Source organism: Clostridium sardiniense (assembly GCF_019753795.1).
Classification (GTDB): Bacteria; Bacillota; Clostridia; order Clostridiales; family Clostridiaceae; genus Clostridium; species Clostridium sardiniense.
This window is the reverse complement of sequence record NZ_JAIKTU010000005.1, coordinates 230276-255615: the sequence shown is the minus strand read 5'-3', so window position 1 is coordinate 255615 and position 25340 is coordinate 230276. Positions and strand designations below refer to the sequence as shown.

Annotated in this window: 22 protein-coding genes and 1 riboswitch; of the genes, 20 read left to right on the top strand and 2 right to left on the bottom strand. The window is 30.2% G+C overall.

Features of this window, described 5'->3' with window-relative positions; all coding sequences use genetic code 11:
- Nucleotides 1–675 precede the first annotated feature (675 nt).
- The 7 genes from K5V21_RS07935 to K5V21_RS07905 all read left to right on the top strand — a co-directional run bounded on the left by K5V21_RS07935 (nucleotide 676) and on the right by K5V21_RS07905 (nucleotide 10751).
- Entirely contained in the window at nucleotides 676–3087 is a 2412-nt protein-coding gene (locus tag K5V21_RS07935; protein WP_221860626.1) for a glycyl radical protein, read from the top strand.
- A 112-nt stretch (nucleotides 3088–3199) separates the two neighbouring features.
- On the top strand, nucleotides 3200–4132 hold the full coding sequence (locus K5V21_RS07930) for a glycyl-radical enzyme activating protein (protein ID WP_221860624.1): 933 nt from the start codon (nucleotides 3200–3202) through the stop codon (nucleotides 4130–4132).
- A 94-nt stretch (nucleotides 4133–4226) separates the two neighbouring features.
- Complete coding sequence (locus K5V21_RS07925) at nucleotides 4227–4955, top strand: MBL fold metallo-hydrolase (RefSeq protein WP_221860622.1); 729 nt, start codon at nucleotides 4227–4229, stop codon at nucleotides 4953–4955.
- Nucleotides 4956–5135: 180 nt separating this feature from the next.
- A complete protein-coding gene (locus K5V21_RS19640; RefSeq protein WP_221860620.1) occupies nucleotides 5136–5864 on the top strand; it encodes a MerR family transcriptional regulator in 729 nt (242 codons plus the stop codon).
- 220 nt (nucleotides 5865–6084) lie between these two features.
- Nucleotides 6085–7644, top strand: a complete 1560-nt coding sequence (locus tag K5V21_RS07915) for a ClC family H(+)/Cl(-) exchange transporter (protein ID WP_221860618.1) — start codon at nucleotides 6085–6087, stop codon at nucleotides 7642–7644.
- 234 nt (nucleotides 7645–7878) lie between these two features.
- On the top strand, nucleotides 7879–9498 hold the full coding sequence (locus tag K5V21_RS07910; RefSeq protein WP_221860616.1) for a sigma-54-dependent Fis family transcriptional regulator: 1620 nt from the start codon (nucleotides 7879–7881) through the stop codon (nucleotides 9496–9498).
- A gap of 179 nt (nucleotides 9499–9677) precedes the next feature.
- A complete protein-coding gene (locus K5V21_RS07905) occupies nucleotides 9678–10751 on the top strand; it encodes a 2,3-butanediol dehydrogenase (RefSeq protein WP_221860614.1) in 1074 nt (357 codons plus the stop codon).
- Nucleotides 10752–10835: 84 nt separating this feature from the next.
- Here K5V21_RS07905 and K5V21_RS07900 read toward each other — a convergent pair whose 3' ends face one another.
- Nucleotides 10836–11477 (bottom strand): D-2-hydroxyacid dehydrogenase, encoded by a 642-nt coding sequence (locus K5V21_RS07900; RefSeq protein ID WP_407927702.1) that lies wholly within the window; start codon nucleotides 11475–11477, stop codon nucleotides 10836–10838.
- Nucleotides 11478–11974: 497 nt separating this feature from the next.
- On the opposite strand from K5V21_RS07900, the gene K5V21_RS07895 reads away from it, so the two are divergent.
- From K5V21_RS07895 to K5V21_RS07840, 12 genes are all read left to right on the top strand, one after another.
- Complete coding sequence (locus K5V21_RS07895) at nucleotides 11975–13471, top strand: YjjI family glycine radical enzyme (protein ID WP_221860610.1); 1497 nt, start codon at nucleotides 11975–11977, stop codon at nucleotides 13469–13471.
- Nucleotides 13464–14300 (top strand): YjjW family glycine radical enzyme activase, encoded by an 837-nt coding sequence (locus K5V21_RS07890; RefSeq protein WP_221860608.1) that lies wholly within the window; start codon nucleotides 13464–13466, stop codon nucleotides 14298–14300. Before K5V21_RS07895 ends, K5V21_RS07890 begins: the two co-directional genes overlap by 8 nt.
- Nucleotides 14301–14608: 308 nt before the next feature.
- Nucleotides 14609–15298, top strand: coding sequence for a FadR/GntR family transcriptional regulator (locus K5V21_RS07885; RefSeq protein WP_221860606.1), 690 nt, complete (start codon nucleotides 14609–14611; stop codon nucleotides 15296–15298).
- Between the two features lie 231 nt (nucleotides 15299–15529).
- Nucleotides 15530–17050 (top strand): L-lactate permease, encoded by a 1521-nt coding sequence (locus tag K5V21_RS07880; RefSeq protein WP_221860731.1) that lies wholly within the window; start codon nucleotides 15530–15532, stop codon nucleotides 17048–17050.
- Between the two features lie 25 nt (nucleotides 17051–17075).
- Nucleotides 17076–17864, top strand: a complete 789-nt coding sequence (locus tag K5V21_RS07875) for an electron transfer flavoprotein subunit beta/FixA family protein (RefSeq protein ID WP_221860604.1) — start codon at nucleotides 17076–17078, stop codon at nucleotides 17862–17864.
- A gap of 13 nt (nucleotides 17865–17877) precedes the next feature.
- Entirely contained in the window at nucleotides 17878–19068 is a 1191-nt protein-coding gene (locus tag K5V21_RS07870; RefSeq protein ID WP_221860602.1) for an electron transfer flavoprotein subunit alpha, read from the top strand.
- A gap of 2 nt (nucleotides 19069–19070) precedes the next feature.
- Nucleotides 19071–20471 carry an FAD-binding oxidoreductase gene (locus K5V21_RS07865; protein WP_221860600.1) on the top strand — a complete coding sequence of 467 codons (1401 nt, stop codon included), beginning with the start codon at nucleotides 19071–19073 and terminating at the stop codon, nucleotides 20469–20471.
- A 153-nt stretch (nucleotides 20472–20624) separates the two neighbouring features.
- Nucleotides 20625–20820, top strand: a riboswitch (cobalamin riboswitch).
- Nucleotides 20821–21034: 214 nt separating this feature from the next.
- Nucleotides 21035–21778: an energy-coupling factor ABC transporter permease gene (locus K5V21_RS07860; protein ID WP_204595080.1), complete on the top strand. Its 744-nt coding sequence runs from the start codon at nucleotides 21035–21037 to the stop codon at nucleotides 21776–21778.
- Nucleotide 21779: 1 nt separating this feature from the next.
- Nucleotides 21780–22106, top strand: a complete 327-nt coding sequence (locus K5V21_RS07855; RefSeq protein ID WP_221860598.1) for an energy-coupling factor ABC transporter substrate-binding protein — start codon at nucleotides 21780–21782, stop codon at nucleotides 22104–22106.
- A complete protein-coding gene (cbiQ, locus tag K5V21_RS07850) occupies nucleotides 22103–22876 on the top strand; it encodes a cobalt ECF transporter T component CbiQ (protein ID WP_221860596.1) in 774 nt (257 codons plus the stop codon). The genes K5V21_RS07855 and cbiQ overlap by 4 nt, the downstream gene beginning before the upstream one ends.
- Before the next feature lie 24 nt (nucleotides 22877–22900).
- A complete protein-coding gene (locus K5V21_RS07845) occupies nucleotides 22901–23752 on the top strand; it encodes an ATP-binding cassette domain-containing protein (RefSeq protein WP_221860594.1) in 852 nt (283 codons plus the stop codon).
- A 166-nt stretch (nucleotides 23753–23918) separates the two neighbouring features.
- On the top strand, nucleotides 23919–24074 hold the full coding sequence (locus K5V21_RS07840) for a hypothetical protein (protein ID WP_221860591.1): 156 nt from the start codon (nucleotides 23919–23921) through the stop codon (nucleotides 24072–24074).
- 53 nt (nucleotides 24075–24127) lie between these two features.
- Here the strand turns inward: K5V21_RS07840 and K5V21_RS07835 are convergent, their stop codons facing one another.
- Entirely contained in the window at nucleotides 24128–24337 is a 210-nt protein-coding gene (locus K5V21_RS07835) for a hypothetical protein (RefSeq protein ID WP_221860589.1), read from the bottom strand.
- 178 nt (nucleotides 24338–24515) lie between these two features.
- Between K5V21_RS07835 and K5V21_RS07830 the strand changes: the two genes are divergently transcribed.
- The gene (locus K5V21_RS07830) at nucleotides 24516–25262 is read left to right on the top strand and encodes a TIM barrel protein (protein ID WP_221860587.1); all 747 of its coding nucleotides are present in this window, start codon (nucleotides 24516–24518) and stop codon (nucleotides 25260–25262) included.
- Nucleotides 25263–25340: the final 78 nt, after the last annotated feature.

Sequence of the window (25340 nt, the reverse complement as noted above, 5' to 3'; positions counted from 1 at the left end):
AAGTTTGATATATATGAGCTACTTATTATCAAAATATTATTAGCCGTAACAGATGTAGATAATAGTGAGAAGAATAATATTATTTTAAATGTACTATTATCAGTAAATAATGTGGATATTAAGCCTAAAATAAAGATATTTGTAGTAAGAACAAATCTGGTAGTTATTGAAGAACTTTTTAAAGAAATATTCTTTTTAAAAACGCTTAAAATTCTGAAATCTTCATTTTTGAAAAGCCTATATGAATGAATCATCCTATACATTATAAATATGTAAAACAGAGAAAATAAAAGAAATGATATGTAATCTAGTATAAGTATTCCCCCTTTAAATTTTGTAAGTTATATATAAGTTTATCACTAAACATATTAAAAAATGGATAATTTAGGAGGAAGTTTACACTTAATAAACTAAAAATTAACATTTATATTAGAGTGAAAAATTTTTATAAGGTAAATAGCACAAAATTAACATATTTAAATAAAAAAATATCATTAGATTTTAAAATTATAAAAAATATATAAATTTAGAAAAAAAGTATACTAAAGTAGACAATTAAGTATTAAAGAAATATTAGAATTTAAGATAACATAAAGGTGTAAGAAAAATTAATCTAGCAAAAGTAAACGTATTCTATGATGCTAGTTTTTACTATAAAACTTAGGGGGATGAAATATGGATATTTTAGCAAAAGGATTCAAGACACCTACTGAGAGAGTATCAAAGTTAAAAGAAGAAGTAATGTCAGCTTTTCCAGAAATAGAAGCTGACAGAGCTATAATATTAACTAATTCATTTAAGGAAACTGAAAATGAGCCTATTATTATTCGTAAAGCAAAAGCACTAGAAGCTATTTTAAATGAAATTCCTATAGTTATTAGAGAGAATGAATTAATAGTTGGAAGCTTAACTAAAAAGCCAAGATCAGCTCAAGTTTTCCCTGAATTCTCTAATAAGTGGTTAGTTGATGAATTTGAAAAATTTGAAAGTAGAACGTCTGATGCTTTTAAAATTTCAGAAAAGACTAAGGATGAGTTAAGAGAAGTATTTAAATACTGGGAAGGAAAGACTGTAAGCGATCTTGCTACGTCTTATATGACAGAAGAGACAAAGGAAGCTATGGGAGCCAATGTATTTACTGTAGCTAACTATTATTTTAATGGGCTTGGACATGTATCTGTAGATTATAAAAAGGTATTAGAAAAAGGCTTTAAAGGTATTATTGAAGATGTTAAAGAAGAAATAGATAAGGCAGATAAATCTTCTGCTGATTATATAAGAAAAAGAAAGTTCTGGGATGCTGTTATAATCTCATGCAAAGCTGCAATAAGTTATGCAAAGAGATATTCAAAGCTAGCTATAGAACTTGCTAAAAAGACAGATGATATTAAGAGAAAAGAAGAGTTATTTGAGATTGCTAGGATATGTGATAAAGTTCCAGAAAATCCAGCTGAGACATTTTATGAAGCATGTCAATCATTCTGGTTTGTACAATTAATCATAAGCTTAGAATCAAATGGACATGCAATATCTCCAGCTCGTTTTGATCAATATATGTATCCATATTATAAGAGTGATATGGACACTAAGATTGCAAGTAAGGAATTTGATATAGAGATTTTAGATTGCTTATGGGTTAAATTTAATGATCTTACAAAGGTTCGTGATGAGACTACAACTAAAGCTTTTAGTGGGTACTCAATGTTCCAAAATTTAATTGTAGGTGGTCAAACTCCAGAAGGAAAGGATGCAACAAATGATTTGTCATACATGTGCCTTGAAGCAACAGGTAGTTTAATGTTACCTCAACCTTCTCTCTCAGTTAGAATATGGAGCAAAACTCCAGAGGAGTTTTTAATAAGAACATGTGAATTGACTCGTTTAGGCACAGGGCTTCCAGCATTTTATAATGATGAGGTTATAATTCCAATGTTAATAAATCAAGGATTAACATTAGAAGATGCAAGAGATTATGGTATTGTAGGGTGTGTTGAGCCTCAAAAACCAGGAAAGACAGATGGGTGGTATGATGCTGCATTCTTTAATTTAGCTAAGGTTTTAGAACTTAGTATAAATAATGGAATAAATGGTGGAAAGCAAGTAGGACCAAAAACAGGTGAATTTACTTCATTTAAAAGCTTAGATGATTTAATTGATGCATATGAAGGTCAAATGAAATATTTTGTTAATAACATGGTTTCAGCAGATAATTGTGTTGATATTGCACATTCGGAAAGAGCACCATTACCATTTTTATCATGTATGCTAGATGATTGTATAAGTGTAGGTAAATCAATTCAAGAAGGTGGAGGACATTATCGTTTCTCAGGACCTTTAGGAGTTGGAGTTGCAAATGTTGGAGATTCATTTATGGCCATAGATAATCTTGTATTTAAAGAAAAGAAGATAACATTAGAAGAACTTAAAAATGCTATAGATACAAACTTTGGTGAGTTTGAAGAAGATAAAGATAAAAGAATGCGTTACGAAGATATTAAAGAGATACTTCTTCATAGAGCACCTAAATTTGGTAATGATATAGATGAAGTTGATGAACTTACTCGTGATGGATCACTTATTTATTGTACAGAAGTTGAAAAACATACTAATCAACGTGGAGGTAAATTTATACCAGGCTTATATCCAGTTTCAAATAATGTCCATTTAGGAAGCTTAGTTGGAGCAACTCCTGATGGAAGAGGGGCAAAAGAGCCAATAGCAGATGGGGTATCACCTACTAGAGGAGCAGATGTAAATGGACCAACAGCTGCGGCAAATTCAGTAGCTAAGTTAGATCATTTTAGTGCACCTAGTGGAACATTATTTAATCAGAAGTTTAATCCACGCTCACTTGAAGGGGATAATGGACTTAAAAATTTAGGAGCTTTAATTAGAAGTTATTTTGATAAAAAAGGAATGCATGTACAATTTAATGTAATAGATAAAAAAATATTGATTGATGCACAAAAGAGTCCAGAAAAATATAGAGATTTAATAGTACGTGTTGCTGGATATAGTGCACAATTCATTTGTTTAGATAAAGGAGTTCAAGACGATATTATAAAGAGAACAGAACAATGCTTATAGATTAAAAGTTACACTAAAGCTCTGCGTTAAAAGAGATATTTTGAATTTAATATTTTCTTAATGCAGGGCCTTTATAAAATACTTATATATTTAAGGGGAGATAAGTAAAGTCATGATAAATAATGATATTAATTATAATGAACATGGAAGAGTTTTTAATATACAAAGATTTTCTGTAAATGACGGACCAGGAGTCAGAACAATAGTGTTTTTAAAAGGGTGTCCATTATCTTGCCGTTGGTGTAGTAATCCAGAATCTCAACATGAATATAGTGAATTAATGTTCAACGAAGTTAATTGTACAAGTTGTGGGAAGTGTGAAAAATTATGCAAGGAGAATGCTATAGATTTCGGTTCTAAATATAGAATAGATAGGGAAAAGTGCATAAACTGTGGAGAATGCATAGAGGATTGTTATAGAGGTGCACTTGTAATGTCAGGTGAAAATATGACAGTAGATGAAGTTATTAATGAAGTTAAAAAGGATGAAACTCAATTTAGACATTCAAATGGAGGAATTACATTATCAGGTGGAGAGCCATTAATGCAACCAGAATTTGCGCTTGAAGTATTAAAGATGAGTAAATCTAAGGGATGGAATACAACAATTGAAACTACAGGGTTTACATCTAAAGAGGTTATAAATAAAGTAATACCTTGGGTAGATTTAGTTCTTTTAGATATTAAGAGTATGGATTCAGATAAACATTTGGAATATGTAGGTCAAAGAAATGAAATTATATTAGAAAATGCAAAGAGAATATCAGACCTTGGAGTTAATATGATAATTAGAGTTCCTGTGATTCCAGGATTTAATGGAGATTTAAAAAGTATAAAGAAAATAGCTGAATTTGCAAAAGAACTTAAAATGGTAAAAGAGATGCATATATTGCCTTATCATAGACTTGGAGTAAACAAATATAGCTGTATAGGTCGAGAATATAAAATGGGAAAAGATATAAAAACTCCAGATGATGAATTTATTGAAGAATTAAAGCAGATTGTAGAAAAAGTAGGGGTAAAGTGTAATATTGGCGCAGTATAAAAGATTACTGACTTAGCGTAGATTATCTTATATGAGAAAATTAGTATAAAATTAAGATAAGTAAGAAATTTTAAAAAATTTAGGGGGAAGAAACTTGTTAGTATCACTTAGTAATAGAATATATTACTTACCACATAATGAAGAAAAAGATAGACCAGTATTAGGTTATGTAAGAGGGGATAAATATTCTCTTATGATTGATGCTGGAAATTCAGATAAGCATGTAAGAGCATTTATGGAGGAAACTCAAAAGAATAATTTACCGTATCCAAATTATGTAGGTATTACCCATTGGCATTGGGATCATACGTTTGGACTTTCTTCTATTAAAACAACTGCAATTGCAAGTAGAGTAACAAATAATCAGCTTAAAAGAATGACTTTATGGAAGTGGGATGATAAATCCATGGAGGATAGAGTTAGAAATGGTTATGAAATTGAATTTTGTGATAATATGATAAAAAAAGAGTATGAAGATAGAGGTTACATAGATGTAAGAACAGCAGATATAGTTTTTGATGACGAGTTAACTTTAGATTTAGGTGGAGTTAGCTGCGAGATTATGAGAATAGGAGGATCCCACTCTAAGGATTCTACAATTTATTATATTCCTGAAGAAAAGGTTTTATTTTTAGGAGATGCTTGTTGTGAAGATATGTATAACGGAGAGCCACATTTCCGTATGGAGAAATTATATAAATTAATTAAGGATTTAAAAAATATTGATTTTAAAATATGTATTGAAGGACATAGTGAGTATACAACTAAAGAAGAATTAATTGAATATTTAGAGAGTGAGCTTAAGATAGAAAATATAAACTAATAAAGACATGTTCAGAACATCATAAGATATAAGAAGTACATTTTAAGAACTTGAATTTGTTTAAAGGGGATTAAGTTATCTAAAGCTTAATCCTTTTATATATTTATAACATATATAGGATAAATATATATTTAAGAACTATATAAGATAAATCTATATTAAACTAGGGAGGTAATTGATGTGAAATTAGTAAATGAGGTAGCAAGCCTTGCAGGAATTAGTAAAAGGACACTTCAGCATTATAATGACATTGGGCTCCTTGTAGCAAGTGAAAGTACGAGAGAAAAATATTTAGAGTACAGTAATAGAGATGTTGAGAGGCTTTGGAAGATTCTTTTATATTTAGAACTTGATTTTACTATTGATGAAATAAAAGAAGTATTAGATGGAGAAAAGATTAAAGAAGAAGCTATACTTAAAGAGCATAAGAATATTTTATATAATAAGAGAAAACGTTTAGAAGGACTTATAGATTCTATTGATAGTGCTCTTTTAGGAGAATTTAAAGAAAGTATGCTAGAAGATTTTAATAAAAATCGGGTAATAAGAATTGAGGAGGCATGCAGGAGTGATGGGTTTAAAGAGGAGTATTTAAGGAATAGTAAAATAAAGAAAAGTAAAGGGGATGATGTTTTGGAATCAAATTTATTAGCAATAAAAACAGAAGGTGAAAAAATTCATGATTTATTTGTAGAGGTAATGCCTTATGGAGTAGAAAGTAAGAAGACACAAGTAGTTATGGAGGATTTTCAAAAGTATATGAATAATACTTTCTCTATATTTTCAATTGAAGAATTTGAAAAGCTTAGCGAAGTTTACATAAAAGATAAGAGTTTTAGTACTATATTAGATAGTAAAAAGACAGGGCTTGGAGAATTTATAGGACAAGCTATAGTATATTGGTTTTAAAATAAAATCCACATAAAAATATCTTTATCTATATAGATAAAGATATTTTTATTAAATTAAAGTAGGAATTAATATGAATAATAGATATTTATCTATAAATAGTTAAATAAGTTCTTTAAGTTATTCACCAAATATTAAGTCTATGTTAATAGTATAGTCTTTGAGTAAAACCTTATATAGGAGATATAATTAATCTATAAGAAATTATAGGAGGATAGTAATGGATAATAAAGCATCTAATATATATGAGATGATACAGACTTTAAAGCTAAGAACAGTATTAGAAAGTGTTTTAGTTGGAGCTATTACAGGACTTATAGTATCTTTATATAGGCTTGTACTTAAGTATTTCGGAAATTATGGTTTAAAAGCTTATGAATTTATGGCAACTCATAAAACATATATTATTTTTGGGCTTATAGTGTTATTAATTATAGGATATGCAGTTGGACTTATTCTAAAACATGACACTATGATAGGTGGTAGTGGTATTCCACAGATTGAGGGTTTATTAAAAGGGTATTTTGATATAAAAAATCCAGTTAAAATTCTTATAGGAAAGTTTGTGGGTGGTGTTCTTGCAATTGGTGCTGGATTATCACTTGGAATAGAAGGACCATCTATTCAATTAGGAGCTAGTGCTGCACATATTTATGGAAATATAACTAAAAGGTTAAAACTTGAAAAGAGATTTCTAATATCAGCAGCATCAGGGGCGGGACTTGCAGCTGCATTTAATGCACCATTTGCAGGCGTGATGTTTGTTCTTGAAGAGGTTCATAGAAGCTTTTCACCAATTCTGTTTGTATCAGCTATATCAGCTTGTGTGACTTCTGATTTAGTTACATGGATATTCTTTGGCGGACAACCTATTCTAGATGTACATAAATTATTAGTATTACCATATCAATATTATATATTATTAATAATACTTGGGATAATAGTTGGAGTATGCGGAGCCTTATATAATAGTACTCTACTTAAAACAATAGATATCTATAAAAAGATAAATGTATCTTTACAGGTAAGAATGATGATTCCATTTGCAATTGTATTAATATTTGGGATATATCTTCCAGAGGTTTTAGGTGGAGGTAATGACCTTATAAACCATGTTTTAGTAAATGGAGTAATATTAAAATTTGCAATTATATTATTAGTAGGTAAATTTATATTATCTATGACTAGTTTTGCATCTGGTATTCCAGGAGGAATATTATTTCCGCTATTAACACTTGGAGCTTTAGTCGGAGCAATATTTGGACAGGTGTCAATTGGTATACTTGGAGGAGATAGTGGATTTATAATTAACTTTATTCTTCTTGCAATGGCAGGAATGTTTGCATCAATAGTTAGAGCACCTATAACAGGGCTTGTTTTAGTGTGTGAAATGAGCGGATCATTTACTCAGCTTGGACCACTTGCTGTAGTTTGTGGTATTGCATATTTAGTTGCAGATTTACTTGGAAGTGAGCCAGTATATGAGTCATTATTAAAACTTAGAATAGCATCTCAAAAAAAAGATAATCTTGAAAAGGATGCAGGAAAATCTGTTGTTGAATATGTTGTGGATTTAGGTTCACCTATTGTTGGTAAAAGATTAAAAATGATTAAATTAGTGGATAATGCATTAGTTATTACTATTAAGACAGCAGGAGAAGAAATAATTCCTAATGGAAATACTATAATAAGAGCAGGAGATACTATAACAGCTTTAGTAGATGAGGGTGATGAATCTAATTTGAGAGAGCAATTAGAATCTTTATGTAAATTATCATAAGTTTATGTTTGGTTTGAGAGATAAAATTCAAAGTTTTATCTCTTTTTTAATTCACTGAAAATTTTAGTAGATAAATTAGTTTTTAATATTTAGTAAAACTACTCTTATAATACATATAAACTTATTTATTCCACTAAATTGTGATATATTAAAAATAAGATAGTTATTTATTATGAGAACGCCTATTCTAGAATCTCAATTAATAAAAAATTAGTTTAATATGAGGTGAGGATTTTGGAAAGTTATATTAAGTTCATGGCTAATGAGTGGAATGAGTTTATAAAAACAGGAGATATAAGCCATAAAGTAAAGAGAGAAATTGCAGATTCATGGAGGAGATGCAAAGGTTATAAAGTAAATCCTATGAGTGGAAAGGGATTAGATACAGAAAAGCTAAGTATTAGGGCGATAACTGAGAAAAACAAAGAGTTAGTGTCTGTAGCTAAACCTATAATGGAGAATATATATAGTATTGTAAAGGGGTCAGGCTTTGCAATCTTTTTAACAGATAGAGATGGATACATAATAGATATAATTGGGGATAAAGAAATATTGGAAGAGGCAAATAATTTAAATTTTAAAAGAGGAGCTTTATGGTGTGAAAGAACTGTTGGAACTAATGCAATAGGAACAGCCATTTATCTGAATAAGCCAATTCAAACTGTAGGAGCAGAACATTTTGGATTGGATCAACATTCATGGACTTGCTCAGCAGCTCCAATACATGATGATACAGGAAATATTATAGGGTGCATTGATATGTCAGGATGTTGTAATAGTGTACACTCTCATACACTAGGAATGGTAACAGCAGCAGCACAGTCTATTGGTATACTTATAAAATTTAAAAATAAAAATTATAGAATAAATAACAAAAATAATACTAAGAATAAAGCATTGTATAATTTTGATGATATTATAACTGAAGATAAAGCAATGATTGAAATGATAAGTCTTGCAAAAAAAGCAGCTAAAAGTGAGTGTAATATTTTAATTGAGGGAGAAAGTGGAACAGGAAAGGAATTAATCGCTCAATCTATACACAATTGCAGTAATAGAGTATCGGAACCTTTTATTGCAATTAATTGTGGTGCAATACCTAGAGAATTAGTCGAAAGTGAATTATTTGGATATGAAGGTGGAGCTTTTACTGGAGCATCAAAAGACGGAAAAATAGGAAAATTTGAGCTTGCAGATAAAGGAACTATATTTTTAGATGAACTTGGAGAATTACCATTAGATATACAAACAAAATTATTAAGAGTACTCGATAGTGGTAGAGTAAGTAGAATTGGAAGTGAATTTGAGAGACAATTAGATATAAGGGTAGTTGGGGCTACAAATAGAGTTCTTAAAGATGAAATAAAAAAGAAAAACTTTAGAGATGATCTTTATTATAGAATAAATGTAATAAACATAAAAACAGTCCCTTTAAGAGAGCGAAATAATGATGTAGGTGTTTTAGCAAGATATTTCATTAAGGAATTAAATTCAAAAAATAATTCTTATATTAGGCATATAAGCAATTATTATATAAATGAACTTAAAAAGTATGATTGGCCTGGAAATGTTAGAGAACTTAAAAATGTAATAGAGAGAGATTATTATCTAAGTGATAATGATTTAATAGAAGAACATAATAATTTAGAAATAGAAAAAATTGAAACAAAAAATAGAGAAAGAAGTAGAAAGCTAAATATAATTCCTATGAATGTAGCTGAGAAAAAGATAATTAAAAATGCTTTAGATAAATGTGATGGTAATATAGTTAAGGTAGCAAAATTTCTAAATATGAGCAGGTCTACATTATATAGAAAAATTAAAAAATATAATATTAACAATGATAGAAAATAAATTGTATCAAATTGAGAATTTGTATTTTAGTGTATCATATTGCTACATAGAAAGTGTGTCTTATTGAAACAGATTTATTTAAGATAGTTGATATATAATAAATTATTTTATTGGCATAGCAATTGCTTATTATATATGTGAATAATTTAACAAATACATATATATGAGGGGGATGCGTAATGAAAGCAGCATTATGGTACGATAAAAAGGATGTAAGAGTAGAAGATATTGGAGAACCAAAGGTAACAAAAGATGGAGTGAAAATCAAGGTTAAATGGTGTGGAATTTGTGGTTCAGATTTACATGAATATTTAGGAGGACCTATATTTATTCCAGTAGGAACACCACATCCTTTAAGTAAAAATGTAGCACCAGTAGTATTAGGACATGAATGTTCAGGGGCAGTAGTTGAAATAGGTGAAGATGTAACTAAATTTAAGATTGGCGATAGGGTAGTAATTGAACCAATAGTAGCTTGTGGAAAATGTCCAGCATGTAAAGAAGGAAAGTATAATCTTTGCACATCATTAGGCTTCCATGGATTATGCGGAAGTGGTGGAGGGCTTGCAGAATATACTGTATTCCCAGAAGAGTTTATTCACAAAATTCCAGATGATATGTCTTATGAACAAGCAGCGTTAATAGAGCCAATGGCAGTAGCACTTCATTCAATAAGAATTGCTAATTTTAAAGTAGGAGATACTGCATTAGTATTAGGTTCAGGCCCAATTGGTCTTGCAACAATAGAATTATTAAAGGCAGCAGGTGCTAAGCTTATTGTGGTACTTCAAAGAAAATCAATAAGACAAGAATATGCAAAGAGAGCTGGTGCTGATTTAGTTCTTGATCCTAATGAAGTAGATATAGCAGAGGAAGTTAAGAAAGTTACAGGTGGATTAGGTGTTGATGTAGCCTTTGAAACTACAGGAGCAAAAATAGGATTTGATACAGGAATTAATAGTTTAAAATTTGAAGGAACTATGGTTATAACAAGTATTTGGGAAAAGGAAGTAAGCTTTAATCCTAATTCATTAGTATTTAGTGAAAAGAAAATAGTTGGGACATTAGCATATAGACATGAATTCCCAGCAACTATTGCACTAATGAGTGATGGAAGAGTAAAGGCTGAAGGTTATATAACAAAGAAGATAGCACTTGATGATATAGTAGAAGAAGGCTTTGGTACTTTAACTGGACCAGAAAAGAAGAAGCATGTAAAAATACTTGTAACTCCAGACAAGTCACTTTTATAATTAACAGATAGAAATATATTAAATTTATAAAATTAAAGGTGGTAACTTAAATAAAGTTACCACCTTTAATATTTACTTTTATTTTTAATAGCCTTCATCAAAGCTAACTAATTTTTTAGGTGATTTTCCATCAAGGACACGTTTTATATTTTCGCAAGCTATATCAAAGATAAAATCTTTAGTCTGAGGCAGAGTAAATCCACCTGTTATGTGTGGAGTTACTAATGCAGAAGATATACTCCACAATCTATGATCTTTAGGAAGTGGTTCTGGATCTGTTACATCTAAAGCAGCGCCGCCTAATTTACCTGATATAAGAGCATCACAAAGAGCCTCTATATCTATAGAATTACCACGACCAACATTTATAATAAATGCACCATCCTTTAAAGAGGTTATAGTTTCCTTTGATAAGAATCTATCTGTCTTTTTAGTGTTTGGAAGAGATAATGCAATTACATCTCCACGAGAAAGAACATCTTTGCAGTCATCTTGAGTATATACCTCATCTAAAAAGTCTGGTTTCTCACCTTTAGTTCTACGAATACCAATAACATAAGCACCAAGAGCTTTAAGCTTTTTAGCATATCTTGAGCCAATATCGCCAATACCTACACAGATTACTGTACTGCCACTAATTGAAGTTATAGTACCAGCACTTTCCCATAAGCCTTCTTTCATATTATCTCGATATATTGGAAGCTTTTTTATCATACTAAGATGCATAGCAAGCATATATTCAGATATTGTAAAACCGTAAGCACCAGATGCATTAGCTAAAATTACATCATTATTTGCATATATACTTCTATCTGTATAATTATCTGCTCCAGCACTACAAAGTTGTAAAAATTTAAGAGAAGTAGCCTTTTTAAGCTTCTTAGGGTCTACATTGCCAACTATTATAGTATATTGATTTAGGTCGCCCACAGGAGTCTCTCCACCTCTAAAAACAATTTCTGTATTGCCACAAGCTTTTTTAAACTTTTCTTTTTGTGAATCATCAGTACTAATTAAGACTGCAATTTTATGCATATTATAAACCTCCTTTAATCCTAAATACCTATTTATAAGTAATTATAGCATTTATAAATAGTAATAAGGAGGTAAAATTATTATACCTAGTACTTTGGAATATCATGGCCTTAGAAAAGGTTTGCATAATGGAGGGTTTGAAGATACAATAATACATAATAAATTTTATAAATGGGAGCTGAGGATTCTTGAATAATACTTTAAACATAATAAAAGATAAAACTTTAACTTACGAACAAAAGGTTCTATCTCTTGCTAGAGAAGCTGAAAATTCATTAGATGTACTAAACCTTTCAAAAGAGATTCAAAGTTTAAGAGATGAAGGTGTAATATGTGATTTATACGAAGGAAATGCACCATATAGACCTAGATATATCTGTCCAGATTATGAAAAATTTATCAAAGAAGGAAGTGAATTTCTTAATTTAAATCCACCAAAGGATATATGGGAAGCTACAACTAATTTACTTATTTTGTACAAGCATGTACCATCTATAACTTCTATGCCAGTATACATAGGAAATATTGATACTCTTTTAGAGCCTTTTGTAGTTGATGAAGAGGAGGCTTATAGAGCTATAAAATTATTTTTACTTCAAATAGATAGAACAATAACAGATTCTTTCTGTCATGCAAATATTGGTCCTATAGAAACAAAAGCTGGAAGGATTATATTAAAAGCGCAGAGAGAACTTGAAACTGCAATACCAAATATAACATTAAAATATGGAGAAGGAACATCAAAAGAATTTGCTATAGATTCTATAAATACAGCTTTAGTTACAGCTAAGCCAAGCTTTGCAAATGATAAGATGTTCTCAAAGGAATTTGCACCATATAAATATGCAATAGCTAGTTGTTATAACGGATTATACATAGGGGGAGGTAGTCTTACACTTGTTAGACTTAATCTTTATAGAGCTTCTAAGAAGGCTACATCTAAAGAAGATTTCTTAGAGAATGTATTACCTTATGTTATGGACCAAATGAGTGAATATATAGATAAGAGAATAAAGTTTATAGTAGAGGAGAGCAATTTCTTTGAAACTAATTTCCTAGTAAAAGAAGGATTGATACATAAAGATAGATTTACAGCTATGTTTGGTATGTTTGGACTCGCAGAGTGCGTAAATAATCTACTTAATGCAACGGAATTAAAAGATAGATTTGGACACAGTGAAAAAGCAAATAAATTAGGCTTAGAAATAATAGATAAAATGTATGAGATAGTAAATAGCAGAGTTAATAAAGATTGTTCTATTACAGATGGACATTTCTTATTACATGCACAAGTGGGGATAGATACAGACAATGGTACAAGCCCTGGATGTAGGATACCAATAGGAGAAGAGCCAGATTTACCTATTCATCTTATGCAAAGTGCTAAATTCCATAAGTATTTTCCATCAGGTATAGGTGATATATTCCCATTCGAATCAACAGCAAAGAAGAATCCAGAAGCTATCCTTGACATAATAAATGGAGCATTTAAAGAAGGTATGAGATATTTCTCATTATATTCTTCTGATTGTGATGTAATAAGAATAACTGGATATTTAGTTAAGCTATCTGATATAAAGAAATTAGAAGAGGGCGAGCAAGTACTGCAAGATACTGTAGTATTAGGGCTTGGAGCTGTTAAAAATTCTAGGGTTTTAGATAGAAAGGTTAGAGATAATGACTAATGGGTTAGTTAATAAGATAATTCCTTTTAGTTCAGTCGATGGACCTGGAAATAGAACTGCAATATTTTTTCAAGGGTGTAATTTTAACTGCAAATATTGCCATAATCCTGAAACTATAAAAACTTGTAAGCACTGTGGTAAGTGCGTAGAGATATGTCCTCATGGTGCTGTAGAACTTTTAAATGGTACTATAAAATGGGATGAAGATAGATGTGAAAATTGTGGTTTATGCCTTGAAAATTGTACAAAAAATTGTGGGCCAAGAACTAAATATATGAGTGTAGAAGATGTAGTAAGTGAGATATTAAAGGTGAAACCATTTATATCTGGAATAACTGTATCAGGGGGAGAATGTACTCTTTGGAGAGATTTCCTTGTAGAGTTATTTAAGAAAGTTAAGGAATTAGGACTTAGTATTTTTGTAGATTCAAATGGATCATTAGACTTTTCTAAAGATAAAGAATTTATAGATCTTATAGATAAAGTTATGTTAGATATAAAATCATTTGATTCTGAAGAACATGAAATGTTAACTAAGAGAAAAAATGATATAGTTCTTGAAAATGCTAAATATTTAGCTAGTATAGATAAATTATTTGAGATAAGAACTGTTATAGTTCCAGACCTTTTAGACAATGAGAATAATGTATATAAGATAAGTAATCTTTTAGTATCTTTAGATCCTAAGATAAGATATAAACTTATAAAATATAGACCTATGGGAGTTAGAAAAAATGAGGTTAATTCTAAAACCCCAACAGATGAATATATGGATTATTTAAAAGATATAGCTATTAAAAATGGTTGTAAAGAAATATTGATATTATAGCTTATAAAGAATAACCTTCCAATTTGGAGGGTTATTCTTTTGTGGTCTTGATAAATTTACCCTCAATTTATAAAAAAGTTAATTAAATAAATAAAATATCCACTAATGTATATAGTTGATTATAAAAATTTATTTTTGTTATAATCATGTTAATATTATAGTAATACTAAAATGGCAATTTTAATTTATAATAAGAGTTATGAATTAAATAATTGAGGCTATGAATTAATAAGATGATGATTATAAATTAATATAATAGATTAATGTAATAGAATCAAAGTAGAGAAGATACAAGGAGATGAAAAGGTATGGACGCGCCAGCAAAGAATACAAAGGTCTATGAAGAAGTTGTAGAGCGTATAAAAAAAATGATTGAAGAGGGCGAGCTTAAAATAGGGGATAAGTTACCAACAGAAAGAGCTATGGCTGAAGAATTAAATGTTAGTAGAGCTTCTATAAGAGAGGCTATAAGATCTCTTGAGGTTATAGGCCTTATAGAAAGTATACAAGGAGCTGGAAATTATATAAAAAATGATTTTAGTGAAATTCTTTTAGAGCCATTATCAATGATGTTTATGCTACAACAAGGTTCAGCTATTGATATATATGAGCTTAGAGAAGTTTTAGAACTTTCAACAATAATGCTATCAGCTGAAAGGATAAGCAAAGAAGAACTTAAAAAGTTAAAGGAATTAATAGAGAAGTTTAAAGAAAGTGATATAGAATCCAATAATGTAATTATAGATAAGGAGTTCCATTACACTATAGTTAAGTCTGCAAATAATCCACTTATAACAAATCTTTTAAATGTTTTATCACAAGTAATAGATAAGTTTATAACTGACTCAAGAAAAAATATTCTAGAGAGTAGTGAGAATAAAGAGAGATTATTAAAATTACATGAAAGAGTATATATTGCACTAGAAAACAGAAATTCTTTGGAAGCTTATACAGCTCTTAAAGAACATTTTGAATTAATAAAAGAGTATATTAAATAGATAGTGTTAAAAAAATAACAATTTAATAAGGAAACTAATGGAAATTGAAAGTTCACAGTTTGTTCTTAAAGAGGAGTTGCCTTTGGCAACTCCTTTATTTATACTTAATACGTTTACAAATGTTTATAGTTAAAAAAATAACAATACTGGTAATGCTTAGAATAAAGGAGTACAATGAAATTGAAAATTGGTCATACCACCTAATTAGTATATAATAAGAAGGAGGAAATGATGGATATTTATTTAAAATTTATAGTTGCATTATTACCAATAATTCTACTTATGGTGGCACTTGGAGTCTTTAAAGTTCCAGGACATATAATTTGTCCTATAACTTTGGTAGTTACTATTATACTCGCAATACTTATGTGGGAAATGCCATTTGGTATTACAGTATCAGCAGCATTAGAAGGCATTGCACTTGCAGTGTGGCCTATAATGATAGTAATTATAGCAGCAGTATTTACTTATAACCTTTCAATCTACACAAAGGGAATGGATGTTATAAAGAAAATGCTAACAGGTGTTACAAATGATAGGAGAATTTTAGTATTAATTCTAGCCTTTGGCTTTGGTGGATTCTTAGAAGCTGTAGCAGGGTTTGGAACTGCAGTTGCAATACCAGCAGGAATACTTGCAGCACTCGGATTTGAACCAATGTTTGCAGCGACTATATGCTTAATTGCAAATACAACACCAACAGCCTTCGGAGCAATAGGGCTTCCAGTTAACACTTTAGCTAAAGTGTCAGATATTTCTGTAGGACCTTTAAGCTACACAATATCACTTCAACTTTTTGCTTTCATTGTAATATTGCCTTTCGTTCTAGTAATGATAACAGGTAAGGGATTCAAAGGGTTAAAAGGAGTTATTGGAATAACTATTGCATCAGGCCTTTCTTTTGCTATAGTACAAATGATTGTTGCAAAATACTTAGGCGCAGAATTACCTGCGGTGCTTGGGTCAGTCGTATCAATGGGAGTTACTATATTCATTGCAAAGGTATTTTATAAAGATAAGAGTTTAGAGGAAGAAGAAAAAGTTTCCTTTAAGCAAGGAGTCATAGCATGGTTACCTTTCATACTTATATTTATATTTATAATTTTAGTCAGTCCATTATTTCCAGCAATATATGAACCAATAGCAGCAGTTAAAACATCTGTAAGCATTTATAAAGGGGCTGGGGCGCATCCATACACATTTGTCTGGCTTGCAACACCAGGTACTATAATAATTGTAGCAACCTTTATAGGTGGTTTAATACAAGGAGCTTCTTTTGGAGCTATTGTAAAGGTTTTCCTAGAAACTGTTAAGCAGATGTTTAAATCAGCAATAACAATAATAGCAATAGTAGCACTAGCAAAGGTAATGGGATACAGCGGAATGATAAAATCTATTGCTTTAGTTTTAGTAATGGCAACAGGAAGCTTCTATCCAGTAATATCTCCATTAATTGGAGCTCTTGGAACTTTTGTAACAGGTAGTGATACCTCAGCTAATGTATTATTTGGAGGACTTCAAGTTGAAGCTGCAAAATCATTAGGAGTAAATTCTTATTGGCTTGCCGCAGCAAACACTTGTGGTGCAACAGCAGGTAAAATGATCTCACCTCAAAGTATAGCGGTTGCAACAGCAGCTACTGGACTTGAAGGTAGTGAAGGTAAAATTTTAAACTCAACACTAAAGTATTGTGTTTCATATGTAATTCTCTTAGGAGTACTAACATACATCGGAACATTAATAGGTATGTGATAAAAAGAAATGGAGGAAATGTATTATGAATACTATAGTTTGTATTAAGCAAGTACCAGGAACATCAAAAGTTGAAGTTGATGAAAAAACAGGAGTGTTAAAAAGGGATGGAATAGATACAAAAATGAATCCTTATGATTTATATGCTTTAGAAACTGCACTAAATATAAAAGAAGAAAAAGGTGGGGTTATAAAGGTAATAAGCATGGGACCACCTCAAGCTATGGAAGTAATAAAAGAAGCTTTCGCAATGGGAGCTGATGAAGGAACTCTAGTTTCAGATAGAAAGTTTGCAGGAGCTGATGTACTTGCAACATCTTATACATTATCACAAGGAATAAGACAATGTGGAGATTTTGACTTAATAATTTGCGGTAAACAAACAACAGATGGAGATACTGCACAGGTTGGACCTGAAATGGCAGAATATCTTGAAATTCCTCATGTTGCAAATGTAAGAAGAATATTAGAAGTAAATGATAACTTTATAACAGTAGAAATGGATATGCCAAATACACTAGAAATAGTAGATATTAAGTATCCATGTCTTATAACAGTAGAGAAGGATATATTTGAACCAAGACTACCTTCTTATAAGAGAAGTAGAGAATCTAAAGATAGAGAAATAAGAATGATATCTTTACAAGATTTTGAGGATAAAAATGAGAAGAAGTATGGATTAAATGGATCTCCTACTCAAGTTGAAAGAATATTCCCACCAGAATCAAATGATGACCACGAAATGTGGACAGGTAGTTCAGATGAGATAAGTGAAAAAATGACTAAAAGATTAAAGGAATTAAAGTTTATTTAAGGGGGAGTAAGTTATGGCAAAGTTAGTAATAAACCAAGATAAAGTAGGCAATATAGAAGAAATTATAAAGATTTGTCCATTTGGTGCTTTAGAAGAGAAGGACGGAAAACTTGAAATAAATGCAAGTTGTAAAATGTGCAAAATGTGTGTGAGAAAAGGTCCTAAAGGGGCTATAGAATACATAGAGGAAGAAGTCGTTAAGATAGATAAAAGCAAATGGAATGGAGTAGCTGTATACGTAGATCACGTAGATGGAGATATACATCCAGTTACATTTGAATTAATAGGTAAGGCAAGAGAACTTGCAGATAAAGTAAACCAAAAGGTTTATTGTATATTCATAGGAAGTAACATAGAAGAAAAAGCAGGAGAATTATTACACTATGGTGTAGATGAAGTAATGGTATATGACAAAGAAGAACTTGAAAACTTTAGAATAGAACCATATGCAGCAGTAATTGATGACTTTATAAAGAAGGTTAAACCAGCTGTGCTTCTTGTTGGCGCAACAACAGTTGGTAGATCATTAGCTCCAAGGGTTGCTGCAAGATGTAGAACTGGGTTAACAGCAGACTGTACAATACTAGATATAAAAGATAATACAGATTTAGTACAAATAAGACCAGCATTTGGTGGTAATATAATGGCTCAAATAGTCACTCCAAATTCAAGACCACAACTTGCAACAGTTAGATATAAAGTAATGTCAGCACCTGAAAGAAATGAAGAGGGTAGCGGTACATTAACAATCTGTGATATAGATTCTTCTAAATTAGCTTCTAATATAGAAGTAAAAGAAGTTGTAGCTAAAGAAAAAGAACATAGCATATCAGAAGCTGAGGTATTAGTAGTTGCAGGTAGAGCTGTAAAATCAGAAAAAGATATGGAAATGATAAAAGAACTTGCAGATCTATTAGGTGGAGAACTTGCAGTAACTAGACCATTAATAGAAGCTGGATGGGAAGATGCTAAAAAGCAAGTTGGATTAAGTGGTAGAACAGTAAGACCAAAACTTATAATAACTTGTGGTGTATCTGGGGCAGTACAATTTACAGCAGGTATGAATAACTCAGATTATATCTTCTCAATAAATAAAGATGAAAAGGCTCCAATATTTAAAGTATCTCACTACGGAATAGTTGGAGATATATATGAAATAGTTCCAAAATTAATAGAAGAAATAAAAGGAAATAAGGGGGAATAGTCATGAGTTACAGCAAAGTTTCAGAAAATACTATAAAAGATATAGAAAAGATAATTAATGATGAGGATAGAGTATTTTATGGAGAAAACATAAATGAAGATTATAGTCATGATGAATTAGGTTCTATAAAACAGCTTCCTGATATAGTAGTTAAGGTTGCTAATACAGAAGAAGTATCAGAAATAATGAAGTATGCTTATGAACACAATATCCCAGTAACTGCAAGAGGTTCAGGAACAGGACTAGTTGGTGCAGCTGTTGCACTTCACAAAGGAATAGTTTTAGATTTAAGTGGTATGAATAAGATACTAGAACTTGATGAAGAAAACTTAACACTAACTGTAGAACCTGGTGTGTTATTAATGGAAATTGCAAAGTTTGTAGAAGAAAATGATTTATTCTACCCACCAGATCCAGGAGAAAAAACAGCTACTATTGGTGGTAATATTAGTACAAATGCCGGTGGTATGAGAGCTGTTAAGTACGGAGTAACTAGAGATTATGTAAGAGGATTAGAAGTTGTATTACCTAATGGACATGTAATGAATTTAGGTGGTAAGGTTGTTAAAAATAGTTCAGGATATAGCCTTAAAGATTTAGTTGTAGGTGCTGAAGGTACTTTAGCAATAATAACAAAAGCTACACTTAAACTATTACCATTACCTAAAAAGGCAATTAGCTTACTTGTTCCTTTTGAAAATTTAGAAACTGCAATAGAAACAGTTCCTAAAATAATTAAATCAAAAGCAATACCAACAGCTATTGAGTTTATGCAAAAAGAAGCAATAGTTGCAGCAGAAGAATATCTAGGAAAGAAATTCCCAGACCACACTTCAGATGCATACTTACTTTTAACTTTTGATGGAAATTCAAGAGAAGAAATAGAAAAGGATTATGAAAAGGTTGCAGATATATGCCTTAAAGAAGGTGCTATAGATGCATTCATATCAGATACAGAAGAAAGACAAGAATCAATCTGGTCTGCAAGAGGAGCATTCCTAGAAGCAATAAAGGCATCAACTACTGAAATGGATGAAGTTGACGTAGTTGTACCAAGAAATAGAGTTGCTGAATTTGTTAAGTACACTCATAAATTAGAAAAAGAATATGATATTAGAATTAAGAGTTTTGGACATGCCGGAGATGGTAATCTTCATATTTATCTATTAAGAGATGCATTAGATGAAAAGACTTGGCATGAAAAACTTCAAAAAGTTATGCAATGCATGTATGACAGAGCAAAAGAATTAAAAGGACAAGTATCAGGAGAACATGGAATTGGATTCGCTAAGAAAGGATACTTAAATGAATCATTAAGTGATGAATTAATTGGTATCATGAGAGGAATCAAGTTAACTTTTGACCCTAAGAATATTTTAAATCCTGGTAAGGTTTGTGAATAAAATATTGTAATATTATCCCTGAGTGTTATTAAAAAAATGATACTTGGGGATAGTTTTGTGTATAAAATATATTTAAATTAAATAAATACCTGAAATTTTTGGGTATTTAACTTGTACAGGATTGTTAAATAATGTACAATGAGTTTAGGAAAAATTGAAAATTTGAAAATAGGTTTAACAAATATTAATATATTTGAAGATTAAAAGGGAAGTGGGTTTGAATCCCACGCGGTCCCGCCGCTGTAATAGAGGAGCTTATTGTAAACTATGCCACTGGATTATTCTCTGGGAAGGCTACAATAGGTGTTGATACTTGAGCCAGAAGACCTGCCTATTTTTAAAAGATCACAAACTCTACGGGATATAGGGGGTGCTTTGCTTATGAATAAATTATGTTTTTTGAAATTCATCGAGCCTCTTGATTTTGTGTCAAGAGGCTTTTTTATATGCAATTTTATTGGGTTTACTTAAAGTGTCCTGACTTTAAAAAAGATAATTTAGAGAGCAGTATTAACAATTTATAATCTATTATATTTAAGGAGCGGATTTATATTATGTCAAATATGTCAAAAAGAATTCAACTTTTTGTTGGTATCACATTAATGATATTATTTATACCAACTAAGGCATCAGCTATGCACATTATGGAAGGATTCCTTCAACCAAAATGGTGTATAGAATGGGGAGCATTTACTATTCCATTTGTAATTTTCGGTATATTCTCAATTAAGAAGACAATAAGTGCAAACCCTCGTCTTAAGATATTACTTGCAATGGCAGGAGCATTTGCATTTGTTTTATCTGCATTAAAATTACCATCAGTAACTGGAAGTTGTTCACATCCAACTGGTGTAGGTCTAGGTGCAATCTTATTTGGACCTACTGCTATGACTGTTTTAGGGCTTATAGTACTTTTATTCCAAGCAATACTTTTAGCACATGGAGGACTTACAACTCTTGGCGCAAACACATTCTCAATGGCGGTAGTTGGACCATTTGTATCATATGGAATTTATAAATTAGTTAAAAAATTAAATGGACCAAGATGGCTTGGAATATTCCTTGCAGCTGCACTTGGTGATTTAGCAACCTATATGACTACTTCAATACAACTTGGAATTGCATTCCCATCAGAAGCAGGTGGTGCTATGGCGTCTATAATTAAATTTATGGGTATATTTGCAGTAACACAAATACCTCTAGCTATAAGTGAAGGTATATTAACTGTTGTAATATTTAATGCAATAGCAGCTTATGATAAAGAAGATTTAATGGATCTTAACATCCTATCAAAGGAGGGAATTTAATTTGAGTAATAATGTAGAAAAGAAAGAAAAGACAAGCAGTCTAAAGACTAATATTATACTTATATTAATAGTTGTAGCACTTGCAATAGTTCCATTTTTCATTGCAAAAGATGGAGAGTTTGGTGGATCAGATGATGCAGCAGAAGCTGCTATAACTCAAATAGATAAGGACTATGAACCTTGGTTTGCTCCAATATTTGAGCCTAAAAGTGGAGAAATAGAAAGTTTATTATTTGCACTTCAAGCTGCAATTGGTGCTGGAGTTATAGGATTTGGTCTTGGATACTTTAAGGGAAAAAGAAAGAGATTAGATGGAGAAAATAAATGATAAATATTGATAAGTATGCCTATTCATCAAAACTAAAAAAGATAAACCCAATGGAGAAGTTTGTATTTGCAATACTTACTCTAATAGTTTGTCTTTTTGCAGACAGGCTACCAGTATCAATAGCTGTATTTTTAATTATGGGAGTTGCCACACTAAAATTTAGTGGCACTCCTAAAAAAGTTTATTTTAAGCTTTTATTAGTACCAATGGCATTTTTAATTATTGGAGTACTTACTATAACTGTTAATTTTTCTAAAGATCCTAATATGTTTTTATTTTCAGTACATATGTTTAATACATTTATAGGGGTGTCAAAGTATGGATTATATAAGGCTTTAGGACTGTTCTTTAAAGTTTTAGGTTCAGTATCATGTCTGTACTTTTTATCATTAAGTACACCAATGGTTGATATACTTTCAGTACTTGAAAAGCTTAAAGTACCAAAGCTTATGATAGAAATGATGGGACTTGTATATAAGTTTATTTTTATACTTCTAGATACAGCAAATACTATGTTTACGGCTCAAAACTCAAGACTTGGGTATGTGAATTTAAGATCAGGATATCGTTCTTTAGGTGCACTTGCATCTACACTTTTTATTCGTTCCTTTAAAAGGGCAAATGATCTATACATATCATTAGAATCAAGAGGATATGATGGAGAGCTTACTGTACTCCAAGAACCATATAAAAAGAGTGGAAAGATATATATTGCAGCAATAGTTATAAATGTGATTTTGCTAGTGATTGCATTAATGTTAAAGTATTAGAAGACATAGGAGGAGAAGATAAAAATGTATGAAAATATAATTAAATTAGAGGGTCTTCATTACAAATATCCTGATGGAACTAATGCATTAAATGGGATTGACATGGAGATAAAAAAAGGTGAGGTAACAGCTATATTAGGTGGAAATGGAGCAGGTAAATCAACTTTATTTCATCACTTAAATGGAATAGTAAAACCTACTAAAGGAAGAGTTTTATTTAATGGAAGTCCTATAGATTACTCAAGAAAAGGGCTTATAAAGCTTAGACAATCTGTTGGAGTTGTATTTCAAGATCCAGATAGTCAGTTATTTTCAGCTAGCGTGTATCAAGATGTTTCTTTTGGAGCAGTTAATATGAAGCTTCCAGAAGATGAGATTAGAAGACGTGTGGATAATGCAATTAAAAGGACTGGGATAGAGCATCTAAAAGATAAACCAACTCACTGTTTAAGTTTTGGCCAAAAGAAACGTGTAGCAATTGCTGGAGTATTAGTTATGGAACCGGATGTTCTTATATTAGATGAACCAACAGCAGGGCTTGATCCAGTTGGAGTTAGTGAGATAATGAATCTTTTAAAAGAGACTCAAAAAGCTCTTGGTATATCAATAATTATATCAACTCATGATATAGATATAGTTCCACTTTTTTGTGATAATGTATATGTTATAAATGAAGGAAAAGTAGTTTTACAAGGTACTCCAAAGGAAGTGTTTAATGAAAAGAAGGCCATTAGAAGTGTTAAGTTAAGGCTTCCACGTATTGGTCACTTAATGGAGATATTAAAAGAGAAGGATGGCTTTGGCTTTAAAGATATTCCTGTTACAATTTCAGGTGCAAGAGAAGCTATAAAGGCTTGGAGAGATGAAAATAAATAGTATTGTGTTCTAGGATATTTCCTGGGACACTTTTTTTATTTATATACTTATAAATAATTTAGAAAATATTATATGGATTAATTATACATAAATGTTTATTATCAATATATGAGATGATGAATAGTTATTTTATATTTAAAAATAAAAGCATAATTGGAGATTAGATATGAGTTTACGTATTGAAACAGAAGGATTGATTATTAGAGAACTTGAAGAATTGGATTCAAAAGATTTTATTGATATTTTTAATGGCCAATTTAGAGGAATAAATGGAGCATGGGGAAGTGATGGAAGTAATAAAAATCAGTATTTCTTGGATTAATTTATTTTCTTAGATAATTAATAACCTTAATAAATAGAAAAAGGATACTAAAATCAATATCCTTTTTCTATTTTATCTTTTAAAAAATTAGTGCAAACAAATAATGTTGATAAAAGTGATGAAAAACCAGTTAATAGTAATACCGTATCAAAATCTGAGAAGATATTTTCAATTATTATATTTGATAGGACTGATGATATAAAAAATAATGAGATCCATATAGTTACTGTTAGTAAAATCCATAATATAATATATTTTTTCATAGTAGTGCCTCCTAGATACATATCGGATATTTTGTTAGATACATTATATTATAATTACAAAGCAAATATTAATAAAAATGTAGTTTAATACCATTTAATGTTTTGGTAAAGTATATTTATATATAAAATAATATTTTACACAGAGAGAAGTGAAAATAAAACTGGAGGAAAATTATTAATGATAAAAATAGGATGCTTAGCAAGATTTTTTAATAGATATGAAGATGAAGTTATCTTTGCTAAAGAAAATAAATTTGATTTTATGCAACTATGGTATGACAATAGAGGATTACGCTTACATGAAGCTGATAAAGAGTTTATTGATACAATAAATAAGTACAAGTTTCCTACAATTATTCATGCAGTTCTAAATATAAATGAATTTAAGGAACATATACCAAAATTATTAGATATATTAAATAAATTAAATAATAAGGAATTAATAATTCATCCAATTTGTGAAAATGAGATAATTGATGAAAAAACAATATATAAATTAGATGAAAGTATTAAATATGCTTTAGATATATTTAATACAAATGGTATTACGGTGTATTTAGAAAACAATAGCAAATTGGATCCAATATTTACAGATACTCATGAGATAGAAAAGATATTTAATCAAAATAAAGATTTAGAATTTTTATTAGATGTTGCACACATAGACGATCTTAATCATTTACAGGAGATGATTAAGATTAAGAAACCTAAAATACTTCATATCTCAGATAGAAGATTTAATGTGATTCATGAACATTTGCCTATAGGAAATGGAGATATAGATTTTGAGTATATATTTAGTAATTTATTACCTGAATATAATGGGAAGATAATACTAGAAATTGTAAATAGTAATTTAGATATAATAAATTCAAAGAAGATTATAGAAAGTTTAATAGATAAAAATATTAAATCAACTAAGTGAGATTAATTTATATGAGTTTACGTATTAAAACAGAAGATTTAATTATTATAAAATATATTTATAGATAAAATAATATTT

What these genes read in the sequence shown, in the direction of transcription:
- K5V21_RS07935 (WP_221860626.1), top strand. Translation starts at nt 676, where the DNA reads ATGGATATTTTAGCAAAAGGATTCAAGACACCTACTGAGAGAGTATCA.
- K5V21_RS07930 (WP_221860624.1), top strand. Translation starts at nt 3,200, where the DNA reads ATGATAAATAATGATATTAATTATAATGAACATGGAAGAGTTTTTAAT.
- K5V21_RS07915 (WP_221860618.1), top strand. Translation starts at nt 6,085, where the DNA reads ATGGATAATAAAGCATCTAATATATATGAGATGATACAGACTTTAAAG.
- K5V21_RS07905 (WP_221860614.1), top strand. Translation starts at nt 9,678, where the DNA reads ATGAAAGCAGCATTATGGTACGATAAAAAGGATGTAAGAGTAGAAGAT.
- K5V21_RS07900 (WP_407927702.1), bottom strand. Translation starts at nt 11,477, where the DNA reads ATGCATCTTAGTATGATAAAAAAGCTTCCAATATATCGAGATAATATG.
- K5V21_RS07890 (WP_221860608.1), top strand. Translation starts at nt 13,464, where the DNA reads ATGACTAATGGGTTAGTTAATAAGATAATTCCTTTTAGTTCAGTCGAT.
- K5V21_RS07885 (WP_221860606.1), top strand. Translation starts at nt 14,609, where the DNA reads ATGGACGCGCCAGCAAAGAATACAAAGGTCTATGAAGAAGTTGTAGAG.
- K5V21_RS07880 (WP_221860731.1), top strand. Translation starts at nt 15,530, where the DNA reads ATGGATATTTATTTAAAATTTATAGTTGCATTATTACCAATAATTCTA.
- K5V21_RS07875 (WP_221860604.1), top strand. Translation starts at nt 17,076, where the DNA reads ATGAATACTATAGTTTGTATTAAGCAAGTACCAGGAACATCAAAAGTT.
- K5V21_RS07870 (WP_221860602.1), top strand. Translation starts at nt 17,878, where the DNA reads ATGGCAAAGTTAGTAATAAACCAAGATAAAGTAGGCAATATAGAAGAA.
- K5V21_RS07865 (WP_221860600.1), top strand. Translation starts at nt 19,071, where the DNA reads ATGAGTTACAGCAAAGTTTCAGAAAATACTATAAAAGATATAGAAAAG.
- K5V21_RS07860 (WP_204595080.1), top strand. Translation starts at nt 21,035, where the DNA reads ATGTCAAAAAGAATTCAACTTTTTGTTGGTATCACATTAATGATATTA.
- cbiQ (WP_221860596.1), top strand. Translation starts at nt 22,103, where the DNA reads ATGATAAATATTGATAAGTATGCCTATTCATCAAAACTAAAAAAGATA.
- K5V21_RS07845 (WP_221860594.1), top strand. Translation starts at nt 22,901, where the DNA reads ATGTATGAAAATATAATTAAATTAGAGGGTCTTCATTACAAATATCCT.
- K5V21_RS07840 (WP_221860591.1), top strand. Translation starts at nt 23,919, where the DNA reads ATGAGTTTACGTATTGAAACAGAAGGATTGATTATTAGAGAACTTGAA.
- K5V21_RS07835 (WP_221860589.1), bottom strand. Translation starts at nt 24,337, where the DNA reads ATGAAAAAATATATTATATTATGGATTTTACTAACAGTAACTATATGG.
- K5V21_RS07830 (WP_221860587.1), top strand. Translation starts at nt 24,516, where the DNA reads ATGATAAAAATAGGATGCTTAGCAAGATTTTTTAATAGATATGAAGAT.